Here is an 18,740-nt window from a genome sequence, read left to right on the forward strand (position 1 = left end):
AATCACTATCTGAGTACGATGGTACGTTTAGAAGGAAGGGCTTTGTGCGCCTCGGAAACTCTCTACAGCATGGATGCTGTAGCGAAGGCCCCATGGATGGGTTTACGCCGGGTTTACGAGGCGCGCAAAGCCCTTCCCCACCAGGTACACCAAATTACACGCACAAAAAAGGCGCTCAAATGAGCGCCTTTTTTTTATGCTTTGGTTTGCTTAGATTAAAGAATCTTAGCTACAACACCAGCACCTACAGTACGGCCACCTTCACGGATAGCGAAGCGTAAACCTTCGTCCATCGCGATTGGTGCAATAAGTTCTACTACGAACTTAAGGTTGTCACCAGGCATTACCATCTCTACGCCTTCTGGAAGCTCTACAGCACCAGTTACGTCAGTTGTACGGAAGTAGAACTGTGGACGATAGCCTTTGAAGAATGGAGTATGACGGCCACCTTCGTCTTTGCTTAGTACGTATACTTCAGCTTCGAATTTAGTGTGCGGGTTGATTGAACCAGGCTTAGCTAGTACTTGACCACGTTCAACGTCTTCACGCTTAGTACCACGTAGAAGAACACCAACGTTCTCACCAGCGCGACCTTCGTCAAGAAGTTTACGGAACATTTCAACACCAGTACAAGTCGTCTTAGTCGTATCTTTGATACCAACGATTTCTACTTCTTCACCAACTTTAACAATACCTTGCTCTACACGACCCGTTACTACTGTACCACGGCCTGAGATTGAGAATACGTCTTCGATTGGAAGAATGAACGGCTTATCGATAGCACGCTCTGGCTCTGGGATGTATGAATCAAGAGCTTCACCAAGTTCGATGATTTTCTTTTCCCATTCTGCATCGCCTTCAAGGGCTTTAAGTGCAGAACCTTGGATAACTGGAAGGTCATCGCCTGGGAATTCATATTCGCTAAGAAGTTCACGAACTTCCATTTCTACTAGCTCTAGAAGCTCTTCATCATCAACCATGTCACATTTGTTCATGAATACGATGATGTAAGGAACACCAACCTGACGACCAAGTAGGATGTGCTCACGAGTCTGAGGCATAGGGCCATCAGTCGCAGCTACTACTAGGATCGCGCCGTCCATCTGTGCAGCACCGGTGATCATGTTTTTAACGTAATCAGCGTGTCCTGGGCAGTCTACGTGAGCGTAGTGACGAGTAGGAGTGTCATACTCTACGTGAGATGTAGAGATGGTAATACCACGAGCTTTTTCTTCAGGCGCGTTATCGATTTGATCGAAAGCCTGAGCTGAACCACCGTATGTCTTAGAAAGAACAGTAGTGATTGCCGCAGTTAGAGTAGTTTTTCCGTGGTCAACGTGGCCAATAGTACCAACGTTTACATGGGGTTTCGTACGTTCAAACTTTTCTTTTGCCATTTCTATTATCCCAGCAAAGTTACTTTAAAAATTTATGAAATTCTATAAACATGAGCTGGGGAGAAACTGGTGCTGATAGGCAGATTTGAACTGCCGACCTCACCCTTACCAAGGGTGCGCTCTACCAACTGAGCTATATCAGCACTGATTTGGAGCGAGCAGTGGGAATCGAACCCACATCATCAGCTTGGAAGGCTGAGGTAATAGCCATTATACGATGCTCGCAAATCCTAATTCTCTGGCCACCTCATAAAAAAGTGGTGGAGGGGGCAGGATTCGAACCTGCGAAGGCTGAGCCGTCAGATTTACAGTCTGATCCCGTTGACCGCTTGGGTACCCCTCCAGATTGATGGTGCCGACTGCCGGAGTCGAACTGGCGACCTACTGATTACAAGTCAGTTGCTCTACCAACTGAGCTAAGTCGGCACTACATCAAGTGGGTGCGCATTCTAGAGTAATGAATTACTCAGTGCAAGTGTTGTTTTGAAAAATTTTACTTTTTCTTTTTTGACCGATAAAAACTTATCAATCAAACCAGTTACGTAAGAAGCTCGCTTCTTGCGTAGCGGGCCAAACCTTGCACCACCAAATGAGCGGGACGAATCCTAACATCGCTTTCAAGGAATGCAAACATTTTTTTGTCTCCACCCCCTAAAATTATATCAAAATCGGTTTGTTTGCTGGATAAGTAATCAACAGCGCTCAAATAAACACCATACACTGCTGCATAGCACCCTGTTGCAACACATTCTTCGGTATCGTTGCCTAGGCTGAGACTGGTCGGAATTTCGTCATTTGCATACACTTTCTTAGTGGAATTAAGTAATGCTTGTTTCATTACTTGAAAGCCTGGTGTGATCCAACCGCCTAAATGTTGACCATTCACCACAAAATCAACTGTAATTGCTGTGCCCACATCCATCACAAAAAATGCTTTTTGTGTTTTTTCTGCAGCACAAACCATGGCAAGCCATCGATCGACCCCCATTTTTTTTTCGTTTTCGTAACTATTTTTTATGCCGAAGGCTTCTCGTTCTGTATTTTTCTCTTCAACGGCAATATTTCTTTGTTCGCAGGCGGCGAAAATTTGTTCGACCGCATCGGCTTTTCGTACTGAGGCTAAATATAAGTGGGAAATATTTTGCTGTTCATCGATAAAAGAAAGTAAATCGGATAACTTTTCTGTGGCCGTTGGCTCGTTTTCAGCATCAGATAACAAACAATATTTAAATCGAGTATTACCAACGTCCACTAAAACGATATTTTTATCGGTTACCACGTAAGCTAACCTCTCCACCGTGGAATCGAGTAATGCCATCTTGCGTTTCAACCAACAACGCACCGCTGGCATCTACGCCTCTATCAATACCTGAAAAACGTTTTTCGCCCATTTGTAGCACAATTCTTTTATCTGCATACAAGTCTAGCGCTTCCCAATGGGGTGCGAACGGGCCGAAACCTTGCTGGGTAAACTTAGGTAACAATGTCCAAAGTGATTTTATTATGGCTGCCGCTAAACTATTTCTATCTGGCGTGTGTCCTAAATAAGAGGTTAAGTCACTATGAGGTTGTCCAACGTCATATTGGCTATCAGGTACACACACATTTAAACCTATTCCAATGACAGAATGCGCAGTAGCACCAATTTGGCCTTCAACTTCTATAAGAATGCCAGCGAGCTTTTTACCTTGAAGGTAAATGTCGTTAGGCCACTTCAGTTCGGTATCATCTACGCCAAAGTCTTTCAATGCTTCACATACTGCCAAACCCACCATTAATGACAAACCTGCCATGCTTTGGTAACCATCTGGAAAAGACCAGTACATAGAAAACGTTAAGCTACCGCCAACAGGCGCCAACCAAGTTCTACCATGACGACCACGACCCGCCGTTTGTATTTCAGCAAATATTGCATCACCATCGGCTAATTCATGACGGGCATTTGCGATTCGCTTTTTCATTTCAGTATTAGTGGAAGGTAAAACCGATTCAACATCTATCATGGCGCGCTTAGAATTACCTAAGTGCTTCTTAATACTCTCTGCATTTAACAAAGAAAAACCTCGCTCTAAACGGTAACCCTTACCTTTAACTTTAAAAACATCTAATCCCCAGTCTGAAAGCTGAGAAATATGGCCAGCAACAGCGGTACGGGAAAGGCCAACTTGTTGCGCTATGGTTTCACCTGAATGGAAGTGTCCATCAGACAACAAGGCCAAAATATGTTTTCTTACTGATTTCGATGCCTGTCTCATAATTGCTGTCTCATAATTGAATGAGTCCTTCCTTGCCGACTAAACGCACTTCTGGCTCGAGCGTTATTTTAAATTCACTTTCTACCGAATTCATTATCTCTTTAGCTAGGGCAATTAGGTCATTACCCTGCGCGTTTCCTATATTAGTTAATACTAGCGGCTGTGTGGGATGACACCTAACGCCATTAAGCGCCTTTCCTTTAAAACCCATCTGATCGATAAGCCATGCAGCAGGTACTTTTACCTGATTTTCTGACACCGGGTAACTCGGTATATCAAGATAATGACATTTCAGTTCTTCAAAATGCGCTAATGCAATAACAGGGTTCTTAAAGAAACTACCTGCATTTCCAAGCTGCTTAGGATCAGGAAGCTTGGCTTTTCGCACTTTTATTACCTTATTAAAAATATCTTTCGCACTAGGGGAGTCTATAGCCGACAATTCACCATAACTCGCCACAACGTCGTACGCCTTGGGAAGTGTAAAATTCACTTTGGTGATAAGCGCTTTACCATATAAGGCGTGTTTAAAAATACTATCGCGGTAACCAAACTGACAATCAGCCCCCTTAATAAGAAAGGGCTCTTTTGTTTCAAGTAGTATCGCTTCTATAGAATCTATGAAGGAATGTACCTCTACACCGTAAGCCCCAATATTTTGAATAGGTGATGCGCCTACGGAACCTGGGATCAACGCTAAATTTTCCAGCCCGAACCATTCATTTTGCATACACAGCGACACAAACTCATGCCAATCTTCCCCCGCCCCAACACTAATATGATGATGTGATTCGGTGTCGTAGTGGCTAATACCCTTAATTTTATTTACTAGCACCACACCTTCGAAGTCATCCAAAAATACAGAGTTACTTCCGCCGCCTAAAATATATGTATTAACTTCTGGATTGTAGGCTTGTAAAAATGAGTCTATAGAGTCGAATTCGACGATAGATGTGCAATTCGAAGCTAAAGAAAAAGTATGATATTGCTGTAATGAGGGCATAGCACTTTATTGAAGAATAATAATGCGCTAATGGTAGGTGAAGCTGATGTTAATTAAAAGCGGTTTAGAGGGATTGGTTGAGGTGAAAGTCCCCTGTATATATTTCACACACTGCAGAGTTCTTAACCAGTGCCCGTCGACTTCTTTCTGTTATTAGTCAAAAAATCAGAAAGTTAGGTGGTGGCATAAAATATGAATCTTTACTTGTTACACTGAAACGTTTTGTCTCTTTCTAAGCAGAACGCACTAAAGTAAATGGAGTTTATTATGAAAAAGCTTTCACTTTCTATGTTAATGAGCACACTAATTACGAGTTCGGTAATGGCCTCGTCCAACGGTAAGATAGAAACTAGTTTTACAGGTTTAGATTCTGATGGTGACGAATTACTCACATCAAGTGAATTGGAAGGAACATCATTAGCGCCTTATCTAGAAAATATAGACACAAACGGTGACTCTGCTATAAACCTTTCTGAATTTAACAAATACGTAAAAGCAAACACCAGCAAGTTCAGTGAGGATGTTATCGCGACAGTTGACGAAAATAGTGTAGAAGACGCCGTTAGCGTAGAAAAGGTAGATGACGTAGAAAACAGTGCCATGGTATCAGCAGTTGTTGTTAATTTTGAAAAAGCGGACTTAAATGAAAATGGTACATTGTCATCTGCTGAAGTATCAAAAGCCAATATAGACGGAAACTTCACTAAAATGGATAAAGATGGGGATGGGGCACTCACCAAAACAGAACTTGAACATTATCTGAAAATGAAAGGTAAGCAGTAAGTATCTTTGTTTTCATACAATGAGTAATGCAGATTTAGAACCTGCCTAGCTTCACTTTCTTACACGCATAAAAAAAGGGCTATCCGTTAGGATAGCCCTTTCTTCGAATGGGAGCTTGGCAGTGTGCTACTCTCACATGGGGAAACCCCACACTACCATCGCCGCTAATACGTTTCACTTCTGAGTTCGGAATGGGATCAGGTGGTACCGTATCGCTATGGCTGCCAAGCAAAAACTTTTGCAAACGTTTGTTTGCGTAATACCGACTTATTCAGTCCATATTACTTTAATAATTAACAATTTAGGAATTCTGATATTCACGTAATCAATCTTTTGAGCACTGAGTACTACTACTCTAGTTGCTATTAGCTTTGTCTTACAACACTCAAGATTATAAAGCCTCTTGGGCGTTGTATGGTTAAGCCTCTCGGGCAATTAGTACAGGTTAGCTTAACGCCTTACAACGCTTCCACATCCTGCCTATCAACGTCATCGTCTATAACAACCCTTCCGGACTTTAAAAGTCAGGGATGACTCATCTTTGGGCCGGCTTCCCGCTTAGATGCTTTCAGCGGTTATCCGTTCCGAACGTAGCTACCGGGCAATGCCATTGGCATGACAACCCGAACACCAGCGGTTCGTCCACTCCGGTCCTCTCGTACTAGGAGCAGCTCCCATCAATCATCCAACGCCCACACCAGATAGGGACCGAACTGTCTCACGACGTTCTAAACCCAGCTCGCGTACCACTTTAAATGGCGAACAGCCATACCCTTGGGACCGACTTCAGCCCCAGGATGTGATGAGCCGACATCGAGGTGCCAAACACCGCCGTCGATATGAACTCTTGGGCGGTATCAGCCTGTTATCCCCGGAGTACCTTTTATCCGTTGAGCGATGGCCCTTCCATACAGAACCACCGGATCACTATGACCTACTTTCGTACCTGCTCGACGTGTCTGTCTCGCAGTTAAGCTAGCTTATGCCATTGCACTAACCTCACGATGTCCGACCGTGATTAGCTAACCTTCGTGCTCCTCCGTTACTATTTGGGAGGAGACCGCCCCAGTCAAACTACCCACCAGACACTGTCCATAATCCCGATAAGGGACCAATGTTAGAACATCAAACATACAAGGGTGGTATTTCAAGGACGGCTCCACACAATCTAGCGACTGTGCTTCGAAGCCTCCCACCTATCCTACACATGTAGGTTCAATGTTCAGTGCCAAGCTGTAGTAAAGGTTCACGGGGTCTTTCCGTCTAGGTGCGGGTACACAGCATCTTCACTGCGATTTCAATTTCACTGAGTCTCGGGTGGAGACAGCGTGGCCATGGTTACACCATTCGTGCAGGTCGGAACTTACCCGACAAGGAATTTCGCTACCTTAGGACCGTTATAGTTACGGCCGCCGTTTACCGGGGCTTCGATCAAGAGCTTCTCCGAAGATAACCCCATCAATTAACCTTCCGGCACCGGGCAGGTGTCACACCCTATACGTCCTCTTGCGAGTTAGCAGAGTGCTGTGTTTTTAATAAACAGTCCCAGCCACCTGGTCACTGCGGCCCTCATCTGCTCAAGGAGCAAGTCCTATCACAAACAAGGGCGTACCTTCTCCCGAAGTTACGGTACAATTTTGCCGAGTTCCTTCACCCGAGTTCTCTCAAGCGCCTTAGTATTCTCTACCTGACCACCTGTGTCGGTTTGGGGTACGGTTCATATAATCATAAGTTTAGAAGCTTTTCCTGGAAGCAGGGCATCAACAACTTCACTACCGTAGTAGCTCGTCTCGCATCTCAGCTTTAAGCGTCCGGATTTACCTAAACGCTCGGCCTACTTGCTTTCACTTGGACAACCAACGCCAAGCTTGCTTAGCCTTCTCCGTCCCTCCATCACTGATTATATAAGTACGGAAATATTAATCCGTTTCCCATCGACTACGCATTTCTGCCTCGCCTTAGGGGCCGACTTACCCTGCCCTGATTAGCATGGGACAGGAAACCTTGGTCTTCCGGCGTGGGAGTTTTTCACTCCCATTATCGTTACTCATGTCAGCATTCGCACTTGTGATATGTCCAGCAGACTTCTCAATCCACCTTCATCCACTTACACAACGCTCCCCTACCATACGTGTAAACACGTATCCGCAGCTTCGGTATATTGCTTAGCCCCGTTACATCTTCCGCGCAGGCCGACTCGACTAGTGAGCTATTACGCTTTCTTTAAAGGGTGGCTGCTTCTAAGCCAACCTCCTAGCTGTCTATGCCTTCCCACATCGTTTCCCACTTAGCAATATTTTGGGACCTTAGCTGGCGGTCTGGGTTGTTTCCCTCTTCACGACGGACGTTAGCACCCGCCGTGTGTCTCCCGGATAGTTCTCATTGGTATTCGGAGTTTGCAAAGGGTTGGTAAGTCGGGATGACCCCCTAGCCTTAACAGTGCTCTACCCCCAATGGAATTCGTCCGAGGCTCTACCTAAATAGATTTCGGGGAGAACCAGCTATCTCCCGGTTTGATTGGCCTTTCACCCCCAGCCACAAGTCATCCCCTAACTTTTCAACGTTAGTGGGTTCGGTCCTCCAGTTGATGTTACTCAACCTTCAACCTGCCCATGGCTAGATCACCGGGTTTCGGGTCTATACCTAGCAACTAAACGCGCAGTTAACACTCGCTTTCGCTACGGCTCCGCTATTCGCTTAACCTTGCTACTAAATATAAGTCGCTGACCCATTATACAAAAGGTACGCAGTCACAGAACAAGTCTGCTCCCACTGCTTGTACGTATACGGTTTCAGGTTCTATTTCACTCCCCTCACAGGGGTTCTTTTCGCCTTTCCCTCACGGTACTGGTTCACTATCGGTCAGTTAGGAGTATTTAGCCTTGGAGGATGGTCCCCCCATATTCAGTCAAGATAACACGTGTCCCGACCTACTCGATTTCACAAAAACAAACACTTCGTGTACAGGGCTATCACCTTGTATCGCGCCACTTCCCAGAGGCTTCCACTACGTTCATAATTGCTTAAGGGCTAATCCCCGTTCGCTCGCCGCTACTAGGGGAATCTCGGTTGATTTCTTTTCCTAAGGGTACTTAGATGTTTCAGTTCCCCTCGTTCGCCTCGTTACACTATATATTCATGTAACGATACCTATAAATAGGTGGGTTTCCCCATTCGGACATCTGTGGCTCAAATGCATTTTGTCGGCTCACCACAGCTTTTCGCAGACTTACACGTCCTTCATCGCCTCTAACTGCCAAGGCATCCACCGTATACGCTTAGTCACTTAACCATACAACCCCAAATGGCCTTCTTCATTGGTTTTTATCTTTCACCAAGCTTCCTCGCTCACTCAGTTACATACTGGAAGTATGCGCCTTCGTTCGCTCGTTGCGTGGCTCAGCTAAAACCCAATGTCTCGGCCATTGCACTAATGAACACCGAAGTGTTATTGATACAATGAACAAGAAAGAAAGACTCTCCCGCCTTTTGATATCAGGACTGGATGAGATCTAACTCAGTTGTATGCATGACAAGCTAATCGTGAAATTGCCTTGCTATCAAATAAAGATTGATAACAAGCAATTCAAGTCAAGTAGAGTAGTAAGTACGTCTTTCGACTTCTCAATTACTCAAATTTTGATTGATTTACTAATTAAATATCAGCTTTCCAAATTGTTAAAGAACATTCGCGGTAATCAATACCACTTTTAAATACACTTGTGTAAATGCACTTAAAAGTGGTGGAGCTAAGCAGGATCGAACTGCTGACCTCCTGCGTGCAAGGCAGGCGCTCTCCCAGCTGAGCTATAGCCCCATATGTAAAACTAGTTATCTGAGATTTAACTAGTGACATTTCCTATTTAATAGGAAATGGTAGGCTTGGGCAGACTTGAACTGCCGACCTCACCCTTATCAGGGGTGCGCTCTAACCAGCTGAGCTACAAGCCTATGCTTGGTATTTATCGCTCAACTGCCTCGCTACGAAATAAGCTTAATCATAATCATTGATTATAAACTGAAACAAATTTCTGGCGGCGTTGCCTGACCGACAAATCCGCTGCGTAATAGTGTTTGTATTACATTTAGCGTTCTTCATTTAATAACAAAACAATCTGTGTAGGCACTACACTAACAATGTCACCATCGACATTTTGGTAAGGAGGTGATCCAACCCCAGGTTCCCCTAGGGTTACCTTGTTACGACTTCACCCCAGTCATGAAACACAAAGTGGTAATCGTTCTCCCGAAGGTTAAACTAACTACTTCTTTTGCATCCCACTCCCATGGTGTGACGGGCGGTGTGTACAAGGCCCGGGAACGTATTCACCGCAGTATTCTGACCTGCGATTACTAGCGATTCCGACTTCATGGAGTCGAGTTGCAGACTCCAATCCGGACTACGACATACTTTAAGGGGTCCGCTCCACATCACTGTCTCGCATCCCTCTGTATATGCCATTGTAGCACGTGTGTAGCCCTACACGTAAGGGCCATGATGACTTGACGTCGTCCCCACCTTCCTCCGGTTTGTCACCGGCAGTCTCCTTAGAGTGCCCAACTAAATGCTGGCAACTAAGGACAAGGGTTGCGCTCGTTGCGGGACTTAACCCAACATCTCACGACACGAGCTGACGACAGCCATGCAGCACCTGTGTTTGAGTTCCCGAAGGCACGAAACTATCTCTAGTAACTTCTCAACATGTCAAGTGTAGGTAAGGTTCTTCGCGTTGCATCGAATTAAACCACATGCTCCACCGCTTGTGCGGGCCCCCGTCAATTCATTTGAGTTTTAACCTTGCGGCCGTACTCCCCAGGCGGTCTACTTATCGCGTTAGCTTCGCTACTCACGGCTTAAAGCCACAAACAGCTAGTAGACAGCGTTTACGGTGTGGACTACCAGGGTATCTAATCCTGTTCGCTACCCACACTTTCGCACATGAGCGTCAGTCTTTGGCCAGGGAGTCGCCTTCGCCACTGATGTTCCTCCAGATATCTACGCATTTCACCGCTACACCTGGAATTCCACTCCCCTCTCCAAGACTCTAGTCTGCCAGTTCTAAATGACCGTCCCAGGTTGAGCCCGGGGCTTTCACATCTAGCTTAACAAACCGCCTGCGTGCGCTTTACGCCCAGTAATTCCGATTAACGCTCGCACCCTCCGTATTACCGCGGCTGCTGGCACGGAGTTAGCCGGTGCTTCTTCTGTTGTTAACGTCACGGCTAGCAGGTATTAACTACTAACTTTTCCTCACAACTGAAAGTGCTTTACAACCCGAAGGCCTTCTTCACACACGCGGCATGGCTGCATCAGGGTTTCCCCCATTGTGCAATATTCCCCACTGCTGCCTCCCGTAGGAGTCTGGGCCGTGTCTCAGTCCCAGTGTGGCTGATCTTCCTCTCAGAACAGCTAGAGATCGTTGCCTTGGTGAGCCTTTACCTCACCAACTAGCTAATCTCACTTGGGCCTCTCTTTGCGCCGGAGCCTAAGCCCCGTTTGGTCCGAAGACATTATGCGGTATTAGCAGTCGTTTCCAACTGTTATCCCCCTCGCAAAGGCAAGTTCCCAAGCATTACTCACCCGTCCGCCACTCGACATCATCTAGCAAGCTAGACATGTTTCCGTTCGACTTGCATGTGTTAGGCCTGCCGCCAGCGTTCAATCTGAGCCATGATCAAACTCTTCAATTAAATATATCGAATATGAATCGTCGTTGTGTGACACTCTTAATGAGTGCCCACACAGATTGTCTTGTTATAAATTGTTAAAGAACGTTGCGACCTTGTCGCAATTCACTAGAAGCCTTGGCTTCTTCGTGACTCACCCTGTTCGAGTGAGGTGCGCATTATACGCTTGAAGCTTTCAGTGTCAACACTTTTTGAAAATTTATTTTTTAAAGCGTTTTCTTTAAAACCCCGTCACACTTGGCCTTAAAGGTAAGTAGTGACTTGCTTTGTCAGTGTAAGTTGTTTCACTTTCCTGTCGAAGCGGATGCGCATTCTAGAGATTTCTGAGCCTGCGTCAACCCTTGTTTTAAGAAAAGTGTAATAAACTGAACCATTCGGTTAATTTTCACTCAGATGAGATAATAAGTAGACAATATGGACTAATTACTAATAGGATGGGACTATAATTCCTATAAAGTAGTAGTCCGTTAGTGGTAATAGACTACGCAATAAATATAAGGTGGATATATGTTTCGTATTACTTCATTGCTTTCATCGGCAGTGCTGGTACTTGCAGTAAGTACACCAGCGATAGGTATGAGCGCAAAGGATGGAACTGTTTCACCGGAAGAAGCTACCTCTAATCAATCTAATTATTTTCAAACCTCGTTCTTAAAACGTCAGGTCGATCAAAACATGTCTGTTGGACGTGCTATTAGTTCTATAGCAAGTCATTACCCTCAAGATGTAGTCTCTATTGTTGATATCGCATTAGATACATATCCTGATCAGTATCGTGAAATTATCTTTGCTGCTATTTCGTCTCAGCCTTCTTCTACTGAAGAAATAGTACAGTTGGCTATAGAGAAAGAAGTAAGTTCATGCCCTAACATCGTTCAGTTGGCGATAATGGCAGAACCTACTTATGTCGACTTCGTTGTTCATGCTGCTGCTGTTGCAACGCCTGAAGAACTGAGCGAGATTGTTCGCGTTGCCGTGCTAACCCAACCTGATGCAGCAGACAGTATTGTTCAGACTTTGTCTCAAGAACACCCAAACAAAATTGTCGATATCATGACGAGCGCACTTAATGCAGTGCCTTTTGTTGGTGAATATGTAGTAGATGCACTGTTAGCTGTGTTTCCGAACGATGCAAAAACAGTAGTAGAAACGGCCGTTAGAGAGTCGTCTCAGCAACGTGAGCAAGTTATTCGTATATTAGCCACTGCGCAACATGCGGGTGTTCAAGACGATAAGCTAAAAGAATATGCTTTGGCTGCCGGGTTATCTGAAGAAGACTTTAATTCAGCTATCAATAACTAATTCAGCAAAACTAAACAATCTTTCAATCTTACGTAAATAATGCGTAAAGATAAGACCCTTCGTCACTTTTGTAAGTCAGAGTAGGTAATTCCATATTTACTCTGACTAACGATAAGCCATGACGCAAAACAATGACGCCTTCTCCCCTTCTAAACAACCCATCGTTTGTTTAACCAGCCTATCTCATTCTGGGTCTACGGTATTCTCAATGGCATTAGCGTGTCATGAAAACCTCATATCGCTTGGAGAAATATATCAAGTTTTACGTATGGGCCCGACCTATTGGCTAAACAAGCAAGCGCATCTTTGTAGTTGCGGCGTCCCCGCTGATAAGTGCGAATTTTGGCAACCTGTATTATCACAAATGCGAAGCTTAGATATCTTAAACCCCGCAAAGCCAAATTATTATCCAGATGCTTACGCCACTGTGCTCTCTCAATTTTCTAAATTATATGGTAACGACTATCAACCCATAGATACCTCTAAGGGTGTAAAACATCTAACGTTGCTGGCTGGTTCTGAGACTATTGATGTTAGAGCGCTATTTTTGATAAGAGATGTTCGCTCTTACGCAAGCTCGCAGGCACGGTTAGCCCGGTCGCAGCCTCGCAAAGGATTAAAGAAGGTAAAGGGCCACTATTGGTATCAGATGATGCGATGGCTAAGTGACAATAAGAAAAGAGAATCTCTCTTAAACGAACTCGCTTTGCCCTTCGAAGTGGTAGGTTACGAACCGTTTTGTTTCAACCCCAGTGAAACTCTAGACAACATTTACGACTTTTTAGCGTTGCCAACAACGCCACGTAACGAAAACCTAGGGAAATCGACACATCATGTGTTGTTCGGCAATCCCATGCGAAATTGTGAAACACGTAAAGCTGAGATTCGATATGACGACCGGTGGTTTAGTGAAACCAACTACATGTTAGCAGCTGCACTTATACCTACCTTAATGCAATATAACCAAGCGCGAGTATATTCATCAGGTCAATAAGCGCCCTCATCAAGTTGAAAGCCAGCTTTAAAAGTAAAATAGAACCATAAGATTAAACACCTTTTGGCCGCCTACTGAACTAGTGATTAACCGTGTGCAATGCAGCAACGACACGATAAAGCATAAGCTCAGCATTCAACAAATCGACATTGGTTTCAATCGCTTTCATTTGCGCCTTTATCTCATTGGATGCCCTAGCGTTTAGCGTAAACATATCACTGTCGCCCGCGTCGAAACGTTGAAGCTCCATACTTGATAGTAGCTTGGCGAGTTCTGCATTTTGTTGCTGTAAACTAGCGATCTCTTTTGCTTGCACCCAATACTCATAAGCTTTTTCGAATGCTTGCTCGATGGATTGCTTACTAGATACATACTTGTGTTCAAGCTCCCGTCCTTTCGACACGAGCTTAACTTGCTCAGCTTTTGCCTTTCTATTACCTAGCGGATAGGAAAACGCCAAGGCCACTTTGCTCTCTGTACCGTCAAGTGAATTAGGTCCACTCCCGATATCTCGTGCCAAAGACGCTTTCAGGTCAAGTTTTGGCAGCAACGCATTTTTAGCCAAGACTTGCTTGTTCTGAACCACCGTTCTACTCATGCGCAATAAAGCTAACTGAGGATGTTGAGTAATTTGTTTGCGTAGCTGACTTATTTGCGAAGTACTTACGCTAAAAGGCCAATGAATATCTGCCGATAATTTAGTTTCTGTTATTAGTATCATTTCACCTTGAGTATCCCGCCAATAGTAAGACAAGGTTCGGGCATGTGCGTTGCGTTTTTGCTTTAGCTTAGCCACTAATAAACGCTGTTCTAAAATATTCGCTTTGAACTCGGTAAGCGTGGCTCGCGCTAAATCGCCTTTTTCAACCCGAGTAGACAATGCACGTTCACGTTCAGCAGCGCGGCTCAATAGTGATTCCACCGATATCACTTGCAACGCGCTCTCATACCATAATAAATACTCGGTTAACCCTTTGTGTAAAAAGCTATTCAGCAAGTCTTGCGCTTCGGCTTCCCATTGCTGTGCAGCTAACCTTGCATTTCTTACCCCTACTCTTCGTTTATCTACTTCTCGGTTCTTTAATAACGAAAGTGAAATTCCTACGCTGGCCTCCCCGCCAGAGAGGGTTTCATATTCTTGTTCGTAAACAGGAAAGTCACCATCAGACACACGGTACTCTGTATAAACTGAAGCGTTCAAAGACTGAAGTGGCTTTATTGCGCGTTGCTGCAGCGCTAGGCCATCGTAGTAACCACTTACTCTGCTGGACGTTTGTTGCTCTATAAAAGGGTCGAACTCGCTTAGCGCAATATCGATATCTGCACCGCTTTGAATTTCACCTTCAGCAATGGCCTGAGTATATGGATGGTGATATTGCATTGACTCGATAAGCTCAGTTACCGTAGGCAAAGCGGCAGCTACTGCACAGCTCATCACAGAAATATTCAATGCAAAGGCAAAAGTAACGATGTGTAGTTTTCTCATGCTACCCCTTACCAACTCGACGTTTTAGTTTGAGAAGATTCGGACTCAGCAGTTTGCTGGGGAGGAAAGTTATTCAGTTGTCGCCACAGCTCATAGCCTAACTTCACTTCCTCTAACAATACCCACGCTTTAACACGGCTTCCTAAACGCGTAGCGCTTTCTTTAGGCCATGGTACATCATCCGCGTCAGGCATTATCCATATCTGAAACGTACCAGCGGTACTTGCCACTGGCTCAACGTAAACCACTTCGCCACCGAAAGTACCTATAGAACTACCAGGCCACCCGCTAAATTGAAACACAGGCCAGCCTTCAAACTGTAAACGCGCCTTGGCGCCCTTTTTGACTAGCGGCGCATCTAGCCCTGTTACCGTTATACGTATACTACGTTTGGCGTTCAAAGGGATAAACTGCCCTAACACCGCTCCTGCTTTTACAAACGTTGAGACTCCACCAGAGTAAAGCCTAATAATAGTGCCATCTACTGGCGCCACTTTTGTTTGAATAGACTGGCGCGATAAACTCATGCTTACATCATTGATGGCAGATAGAGAGCTTGCCGCCTTAGCTTTTAATTCCTGCACCTTTATTTGCGCTGCTTCTACATCTTTGCGAGATACTAGCCCCTGCTCTTGTAACCCCATTTGACGTGCTAAATTATTTTCAGCGTTAGCTACTGCAGTTTCATTAGCTTGATGCCCAGCTTTTGCCGCCGCTAGTTGAGATTGCAATTTTTCTAATCGGCCAGCGTCGGTATCAATTAACGTGACGATAGGGTCACCTGCCTTTACTTGCATACCTTCTCGCACATGCCATTGCTTTATTTGCCCGTCAACTAAGGCACTAATCGCTTGCGTTCTATCGACTGGGTCTAAAGAGTCGACCATTCCTGTGCCGTAAGCCGTTTGCATCCAAGGTGTAAACCACAGAATAAGCGAAGCACACACCACCATCGCTAACACTAATCCGCACACCACTTTGTGAAGTTTCGGAATATGTAGTGAAGATAAAGAACTGACATTATCTAAAAATCGCTTTTCTGCACTATTCATCATTCGCTCCTTCCTGCGACACGTTTTGGCTAAGAACGCTTTCTTTTGCAGGTTCAGCTGCCACTACCTCGGCACTGTCTTTTAGATAAATAACACCGTCCAGACAATGGGCTTCAGGTGTATTGGTAAAATAAAGTACCGTACAACTAAGTTCAGACAAACGGTTTAACAACCGTAGCCGCAGTGCTAACGGAATAGCGTCGAAATGTTGATTAATGATAAGCACTTTGGGCTCTTCAATAATGACTGCGGCCAGTTTTAACAATAAGAATTCTAGCGGCTGCAATGGCGCACCTAATACCGAAACCTTAGAATCTACCCCGCTAGGCAGTGCATCGATAACGGTATCTAATTCAACCACCGCCAGAGCAGCTCTAATTTCAGCGAAACTCGCTCTTGGGTTTGCCAGTCGTAAATACTCTTCGATGGTACATTCAACGATAAGAGAGCGATCTAGCGTATTAACTGCTTGGCGTAATTCATAAGTATCGAAATCATACAAGCTTAAGTCACCAAGCAGTAGCTCACCTTTTTGCGGCTTTTCGTAGCGCTTCATTAGCCCAATAAGTTGCTTTTGAACCCAACTCTTATTCGTAGTAATGAAGTACTTACCACCCGCTTCAATTTGCAAATCTATTAAACAGGTATCGCTACCATGGGTGAGGTGTAACTTATTAAAAATTAACTGCGAAGAGTTTGGCACCCGATCTGCTTTTTCGTTAACGACTTCTTGCGGAATAACCAGGGCAGAACCTATCTTTTCAGCGGCGCCATACAATTCATAGTAAAGCTTTAAATATTGCGTAAAACGCGACAACCCGAAGAATACCGCAGACATTATTAATTCTGCCGCCACCAACTGACCGATAGATAACTGGCCTTGTACCACCAGCACACCGCCAATACCTAACAGTGCCGCACTGGCAAACGCATAAAGCAGTAAAAACATTACCACTTGGGAAAAGGTGTAATGAAAGTGGTTTTTATGTTTGGTGATGTAATTATTAATGAAGGTATCGGTACTTCTACCCGCATATTCAACATGGTCAGCCGATTTAAAAAACTCATGGGCCGCAGCAATGTCGTTTAACCATTTGGCCGAATCGTACTTTGCATGAGAAAGCTCGATAGCAGAGCGTTTGGCCCCCGTACCCCATATTTTCCATATGGCATACATCACCAATATAAGTACTAAGTTAAACGCAAATAACATGGGGTGATAAAATGATACTAGCGTAAAGCCCACCAGCATTTGCAATACCAACGCGAACCCATCCACCATAAGTGAAGGCACATTCTTCTGAAAGGTCATAATGTCGAAGTAACGCTGAGTAATATTGGTATTTTGTCTGCCTTCAAAAAAACGATGCTCCGCCATAATGGTTTTTAAACTGATCATAGCGGTAAGGCGTGCATAAACTTTGCGTTCGTAATATTCCATAATGCGCATTCGAAGCGCACTAAAAATACCCGATACGAAGAGTGTTAGAAACAGCACAATAGCAAGTATGACAACCGAGCGAACAGAGCCAATATTAGCAATACTATTAATCAATGTTTGTACCGCAATAGGCACAGCTAATGTCATTAAACTAATAGCAACACCATAAGCTATGGCAACCCAGAAAAAACCTGACTCTGGCTTCAAAATAGCAAACAAGGTTTTCCTCGTTGCGTGTAAATTAATGACTTTTCCCATAATTCCTTCAATAGCGCCGAGTGATACTTCGCATTTTATCTAGTGTAATTCAAATAAAAGAATACTAAACCTGTTATATTCTTATTAGTTCATCGTAAAAACCTTATTTATGCATCACCTCAACTATCATCATCTTTACTATTTCTATTTAGTGGCTCGCGAAGGCAGTATTGCGCAAGCCGCTAAATTACTTCACGTTACTCCTCAAACCGTTAGTGGGCAACTAAGTACTTTTGAAAATCAAATTGGTTACCCGCTTTTCGATAGGGTTAATAAACGCCTATATTTGAATGATAAAGGAAAAGTAAGCTTCCAATATGCCAGTGAGATCTTTCATAAAGGCCATCAGCTAGCAGAAATACTAAACGCCGGTGATGAAGTAAATACTAAAGAATTTGTGATTGGTATTACTAATGGTATACCTAAAGTGCTTTTTTATGACTTCGTTCATGACACTATGCGCAATTTTGCTAACGTTAAATATGTTATTAAAGAAGATAGCTTCGATGGATTACTTAAAGAACTCGCAATTAATGCAATTGATTTCATTGTGGCCGATAGGGGGATTGCTCCGGGCTCACAGGTGAATGCTAACAGTCACTTTCTTGGAGAAAGCGCGCTAAGCTTTTTTGCCAAAGCGCCCCTCTCCAACAGTCAGACATTCCCTGATTGTTTAAATCATATGCCATTGCTGATTCAGGGTAATACATCCGGTATTCACCACGCGTTAATGAGTTGGCTAGAAACAGAGCAACTTTACCCAAAGATAGTAGCAGAGTTTGATGATACCGCATTGCTAAAGCTATTTGGTAGCGAGGACTTCGGCGTGTTTTGCGCGCCGTCGGCCATATCAAATCATGTGGAAGCACAATACGGTGTGTATTGTATTGGGCAGGCTCACTCGCTGAATGAAAGGTACTATGCGATTACGGGGAAAAGTCGAGTAGATTTTACTATTACTGAATCTATTATTAAGGCGGCACGCATTATCTTAGGTTACTCACAAAAGCTTACAGATGCTTAGTTGGAATGAACTTTGAGATTTTCAATACAAAAGAAAGCCGAGCATGTGCTCGGCTTG

At 44.3% G+C, this 18,740-nt stretch carries 11 protein-coding genes, 6 tRNA genes and 3 rRNA genes; 4 read left to right on the top strand and 16 right to left on the bottom strand.

What is annotated here, in order from left to right:
• Positions 1 to 215: 215 nt before the first annotated feature.
• The 8 genes from tuf to murB all read right to left on the bottom strand — a co-directional run bounded on the left by tuf (position 216) and on the right by murB (position 4,655).
• Positions 216 to 1,397 carry an elongation factor Tu gene (gene tuf, locus ALT761_RS17540; RefSeq protein WP_013782545.1) on the bottom strand — a complete coding sequence of 394 codons (1,182 nt, stop codon included), beginning with the start codon at positions 1,395 to 1,397 and terminating at the stop codon, positions 216 to 218.
• Positions 1,398 to 1,464: 67 nt separating this feature from the next.
• Positions 1,465 to 1,540, bottom strand: a tRNA-Thr gene (locus ALT761_RS17545).
• 7 nt (positions 1,541 to 1,547) lie between these two features.
• Positions 1,548 to 1,622: transfer RNA gene (locus tag ALT761_RS17550), tRNA-Gly, on the bottom strand.
• A gap of 33 nt (positions 1,623 to 1,655) precedes the next feature.
• Positions 1,656 to 1,740 (bottom strand) — tRNA-Tyr (locus ALT761_RS17555).
• Positions 1,741 to 1,747: 7 nt separating this feature from the next.
• Positions 1,748 to 1,823 (bottom strand) — tRNA-Thr (locus tag ALT761_RS17560).
• A gap of 112 nt (positions 1,824 to 1,935) precedes the next feature.
• Entirely contained in the window at positions 1,936 to 2,676 is a 741-nt protein-coding gene (locus ALT761_RS17565) for a type III pantothenate kinase (RefSeq protein WP_232043489.1), read from the bottom strand.
• Positions 2,663 to 3,652, bottom strand: a complete 990-nt coding sequence (birA, locus tag ALT761_RS17570) for a bifunctional biotin--[acetyl-CoA-carboxylase] ligase/biotin operon repressor BirA (RefSeq protein ID WP_129740167.1) — start codon at positions 3,650 to 3,652, stop codon at positions 2,663 to 2,665. Before birA ends, ALT761_RS17565 begins: the two co-directional genes overlap by 14 nt.
• A 10-nt stretch (positions 3,653 to 3,662) precedes the next feature.
• Entirely contained in the window at positions 3,663 to 4,655 is a 993-nt protein-coding gene (gene murB / locus ALT761_RS17575; RefSeq protein WP_129740168.1) for a UDP-N-acetylmuramate dehydrogenase, read from the bottom strand.
• 267 nt (positions 4,656 to 4,922) lie between these two features.
• Here murB and ALT761_RS17580 point away from each other — a divergent pair, with 267 nt between their 5' ends.
• Positions 4,923 to 5,438, top strand: coding sequence for an EF-hand domain-containing protein (locus ALT761_RS17580; RefSeq protein WP_172602915.1), 516 nt, complete (start codon positions 4,923 to 4,925; stop codon positions 5,436 to 5,438).
• A gap of 113 nt (positions 5,439 to 5,551) precedes the next feature.
• On the opposite strand, the gene rrf is transcribed toward ALT761_RS17580, so the two are convergent.
• The 5 genes from rrf to ALT761_RS17605 form a co-directional block, all read right to left on the bottom strand.
• Positions 5,552 to 5,667, bottom strand: a 5S ribosomal RNA gene (rrf, locus tag ALT761_RS17585).
• A 185-nt stretch (positions 5,668 to 5,852) separates the two neighbouring features.
• Positions 5,853 to 8,730 (bottom strand): 23S ribosomal RNA (locus tag ALT761_RS17590).
• Positions 8,731 to 9,179: 449 nt separating this feature from the next.
• Positions 9,180 to 9,255, bottom strand: a tRNA-Ala gene (locus ALT761_RS17595).
• A 57-nt stretch (positions 9,256 to 9,312) separates the two neighbouring features.
• Positions 9,313 to 9,389, bottom strand: a tRNA-Ile gene (locus tag ALT761_RS17600).
• 207 nt (positions 9,390 to 9,596) lie between these two features.
• A 16S ribosomal RNA gene (locus ALT761_RS17605) occupies positions 9,597 to 11,129 on the bottom strand.
• The 16S, 23S and 5S rRNA genes sit together here with 2 tRNA genes alongside, the layout of an rRNA operon.
• Before the next feature lie 573 nt (positions 11,130 to 11,702).
• On the opposite strand from ALT761_RS17605, the gene ALT761_RS17610 reads away from it, so the two are divergent.
• On the top strand, positions 11,703 to 12,428 hold the full coding sequence (locus tag ALT761_RS17610; protein WP_442858153.1) for a hypothetical protein: 726 nt from the start codon (positions 11,703 to 11,705) through the stop codon (positions 12,426 to 12,428).
• Between the two features lie 118 nt (positions 12,429 to 12,546).
• Positions 12,547 to 13,422, top strand: coding sequence for a hypothetical protein (locus ALT761_RS17615; protein ID WP_129740171.1), 876 nt, complete (start codon positions 12,547 to 12,549; stop codon positions 13,420 to 13,422).
• Between the two features lie 79 nt (positions 13,423 to 13,501).
• Here the strand turns inward: ALT761_RS17615 and ALT761_RS17620 are convergent, their stop codons facing one another.
• The 3 genes from ALT761_RS17620 to ALT761_RS17630 are packed head-to-tail and all read right to left on the bottom strand — an operon-like array spanning position 13,502 to position 17,659.
• Positions 13,502 to 14,908 (bottom strand): TolC family protein, encoded by a 1,407-nt coding sequence (locus ALT761_RS17620; protein WP_129740172.1) that lies wholly within the window; start codon positions 14,906 to 14,908, stop codon positions 13,502 to 13,504.
• A gap of 8 nt (positions 14,909 to 14,916) precedes the next feature.
• Complete coding sequence (locus ALT761_RS17625) at positions 14,917 to 15,960, bottom strand: efflux RND transporter periplasmic adaptor subunit (protein WP_129740693.1); 1,044 nt, start codon at positions 15,958 to 15,960, stop codon at positions 14,917 to 14,919.
• Positions 15,953 to 17,659, bottom strand: coding sequence for an ABC transporter transmembrane domain-containing protein (locus ALT761_RS17630; protein ID WP_129740173.1), 1,707 nt, complete (start codon positions 17,657 to 17,659; stop codon positions 15,953 to 15,955). Before ALT761_RS17630 ends, ALT761_RS17625 begins: the two co-directional genes overlap by 8 nt.
• A gap of 109 nt (positions 17,660 to 17,768) precedes the next feature.
• Between ALT761_RS17630 and ALT761_RS17635 the strand changes: the two genes are divergently transcribed.
• Positions 17,769 to 18,683 (top strand): LysR family transcriptional regulator, encoded by a 915-nt coding sequence (locus ALT761_RS17635; RefSeq protein ID WP_129740174.1) that lies wholly within the window; start codon positions 17,769 to 17,771, stop codon positions 18,681 to 18,683.
• Positions 18,684 to 18,740: the final 57 nt, after the last annotated feature.

This window comes from Alteromonas sp. 76-1, assembly GCF_900654235.1.
Taxonomy (GTDB): domain Bacteria; phylum Pseudomonadota; class Gammaproteobacteria; order Enterobacterales; family Alteromonadaceae; genus Alteromonas; species Alteromonas naphthalenivorans.

What these genes read in the sequence shown, in the direction of transcription:
- tuf (WP_013782545.1), bottom strand. Translation starts at nt 1,397, where the DNA reads ATGGCAAAAGAAAAGTTTGAACGTACGAAACCCCATGTAAACGTTGGT.
- birA (WP_129740167.1), bottom strand. Translation starts at nt 3,652, where the DNA reads ATGAGACAGGCATCGAAATCAGTAAGAAAACATATTTTGGCCTTGTTG.
- murB (WP_129740168.1), bottom strand. Translation starts at nt 4,655, where the DNA reads ATGCCCTCATTACAGCAATATCATACTTTTTCTTTAGCTTCGAATTGC.
- ALT761_RS17580 (WP_172602915.1), top strand. Translation starts at nt 4,923, where the DNA reads ATGAAAAAGCTTTCACTTTCTATGTTAATGAGCACACTAATTACGAGT.
- ALT761_RS17610 (WP_442858153.1), top strand. Translation starts at nt 11,703, where the DNA reads ATGAGCGCAAAGGATGGAACTGTTTCACCGGAAGAAGCTACCTCTAAT.
- ALT761_RS17615 (WP_129740171.1), top strand. Translation starts at nt 12,547, where the DNA reads ATGACGCAAAACAATGACGCCTTCTCCCCTTCTAAACAACCCATCGTT.
- ALT761_RS17620 (WP_129740172.1), bottom strand. Translation starts at nt 14,908, where the DNA reads ATGAGAAAACTACACATCGTTACTTTTGCCTTTGCATTGAATATTTCT.
- ALT761_RS17625 (WP_129740693.1), bottom strand. Translation starts at nt 15,960, where the DNA reads ATGAATAGTGCAGAAAAGCGATTTTTAGATAATGTCAGTTCTTTATCT.
- ALT761_RS17630 (WP_129740173.1), bottom strand. Translation starts at nt 17,659, where the DNA reads ATGGGAAAAGTCATTAATTTACACGCAACGAGGAAAACCTTGTTTGCT.
- ALT761_RS17635 (WP_129740174.1), top strand. Translation starts at nt 17,769, where the DNA reads ATGCATCACCTCAACTATCATCATCTTTACTATTTCTATTTAGTGGCT.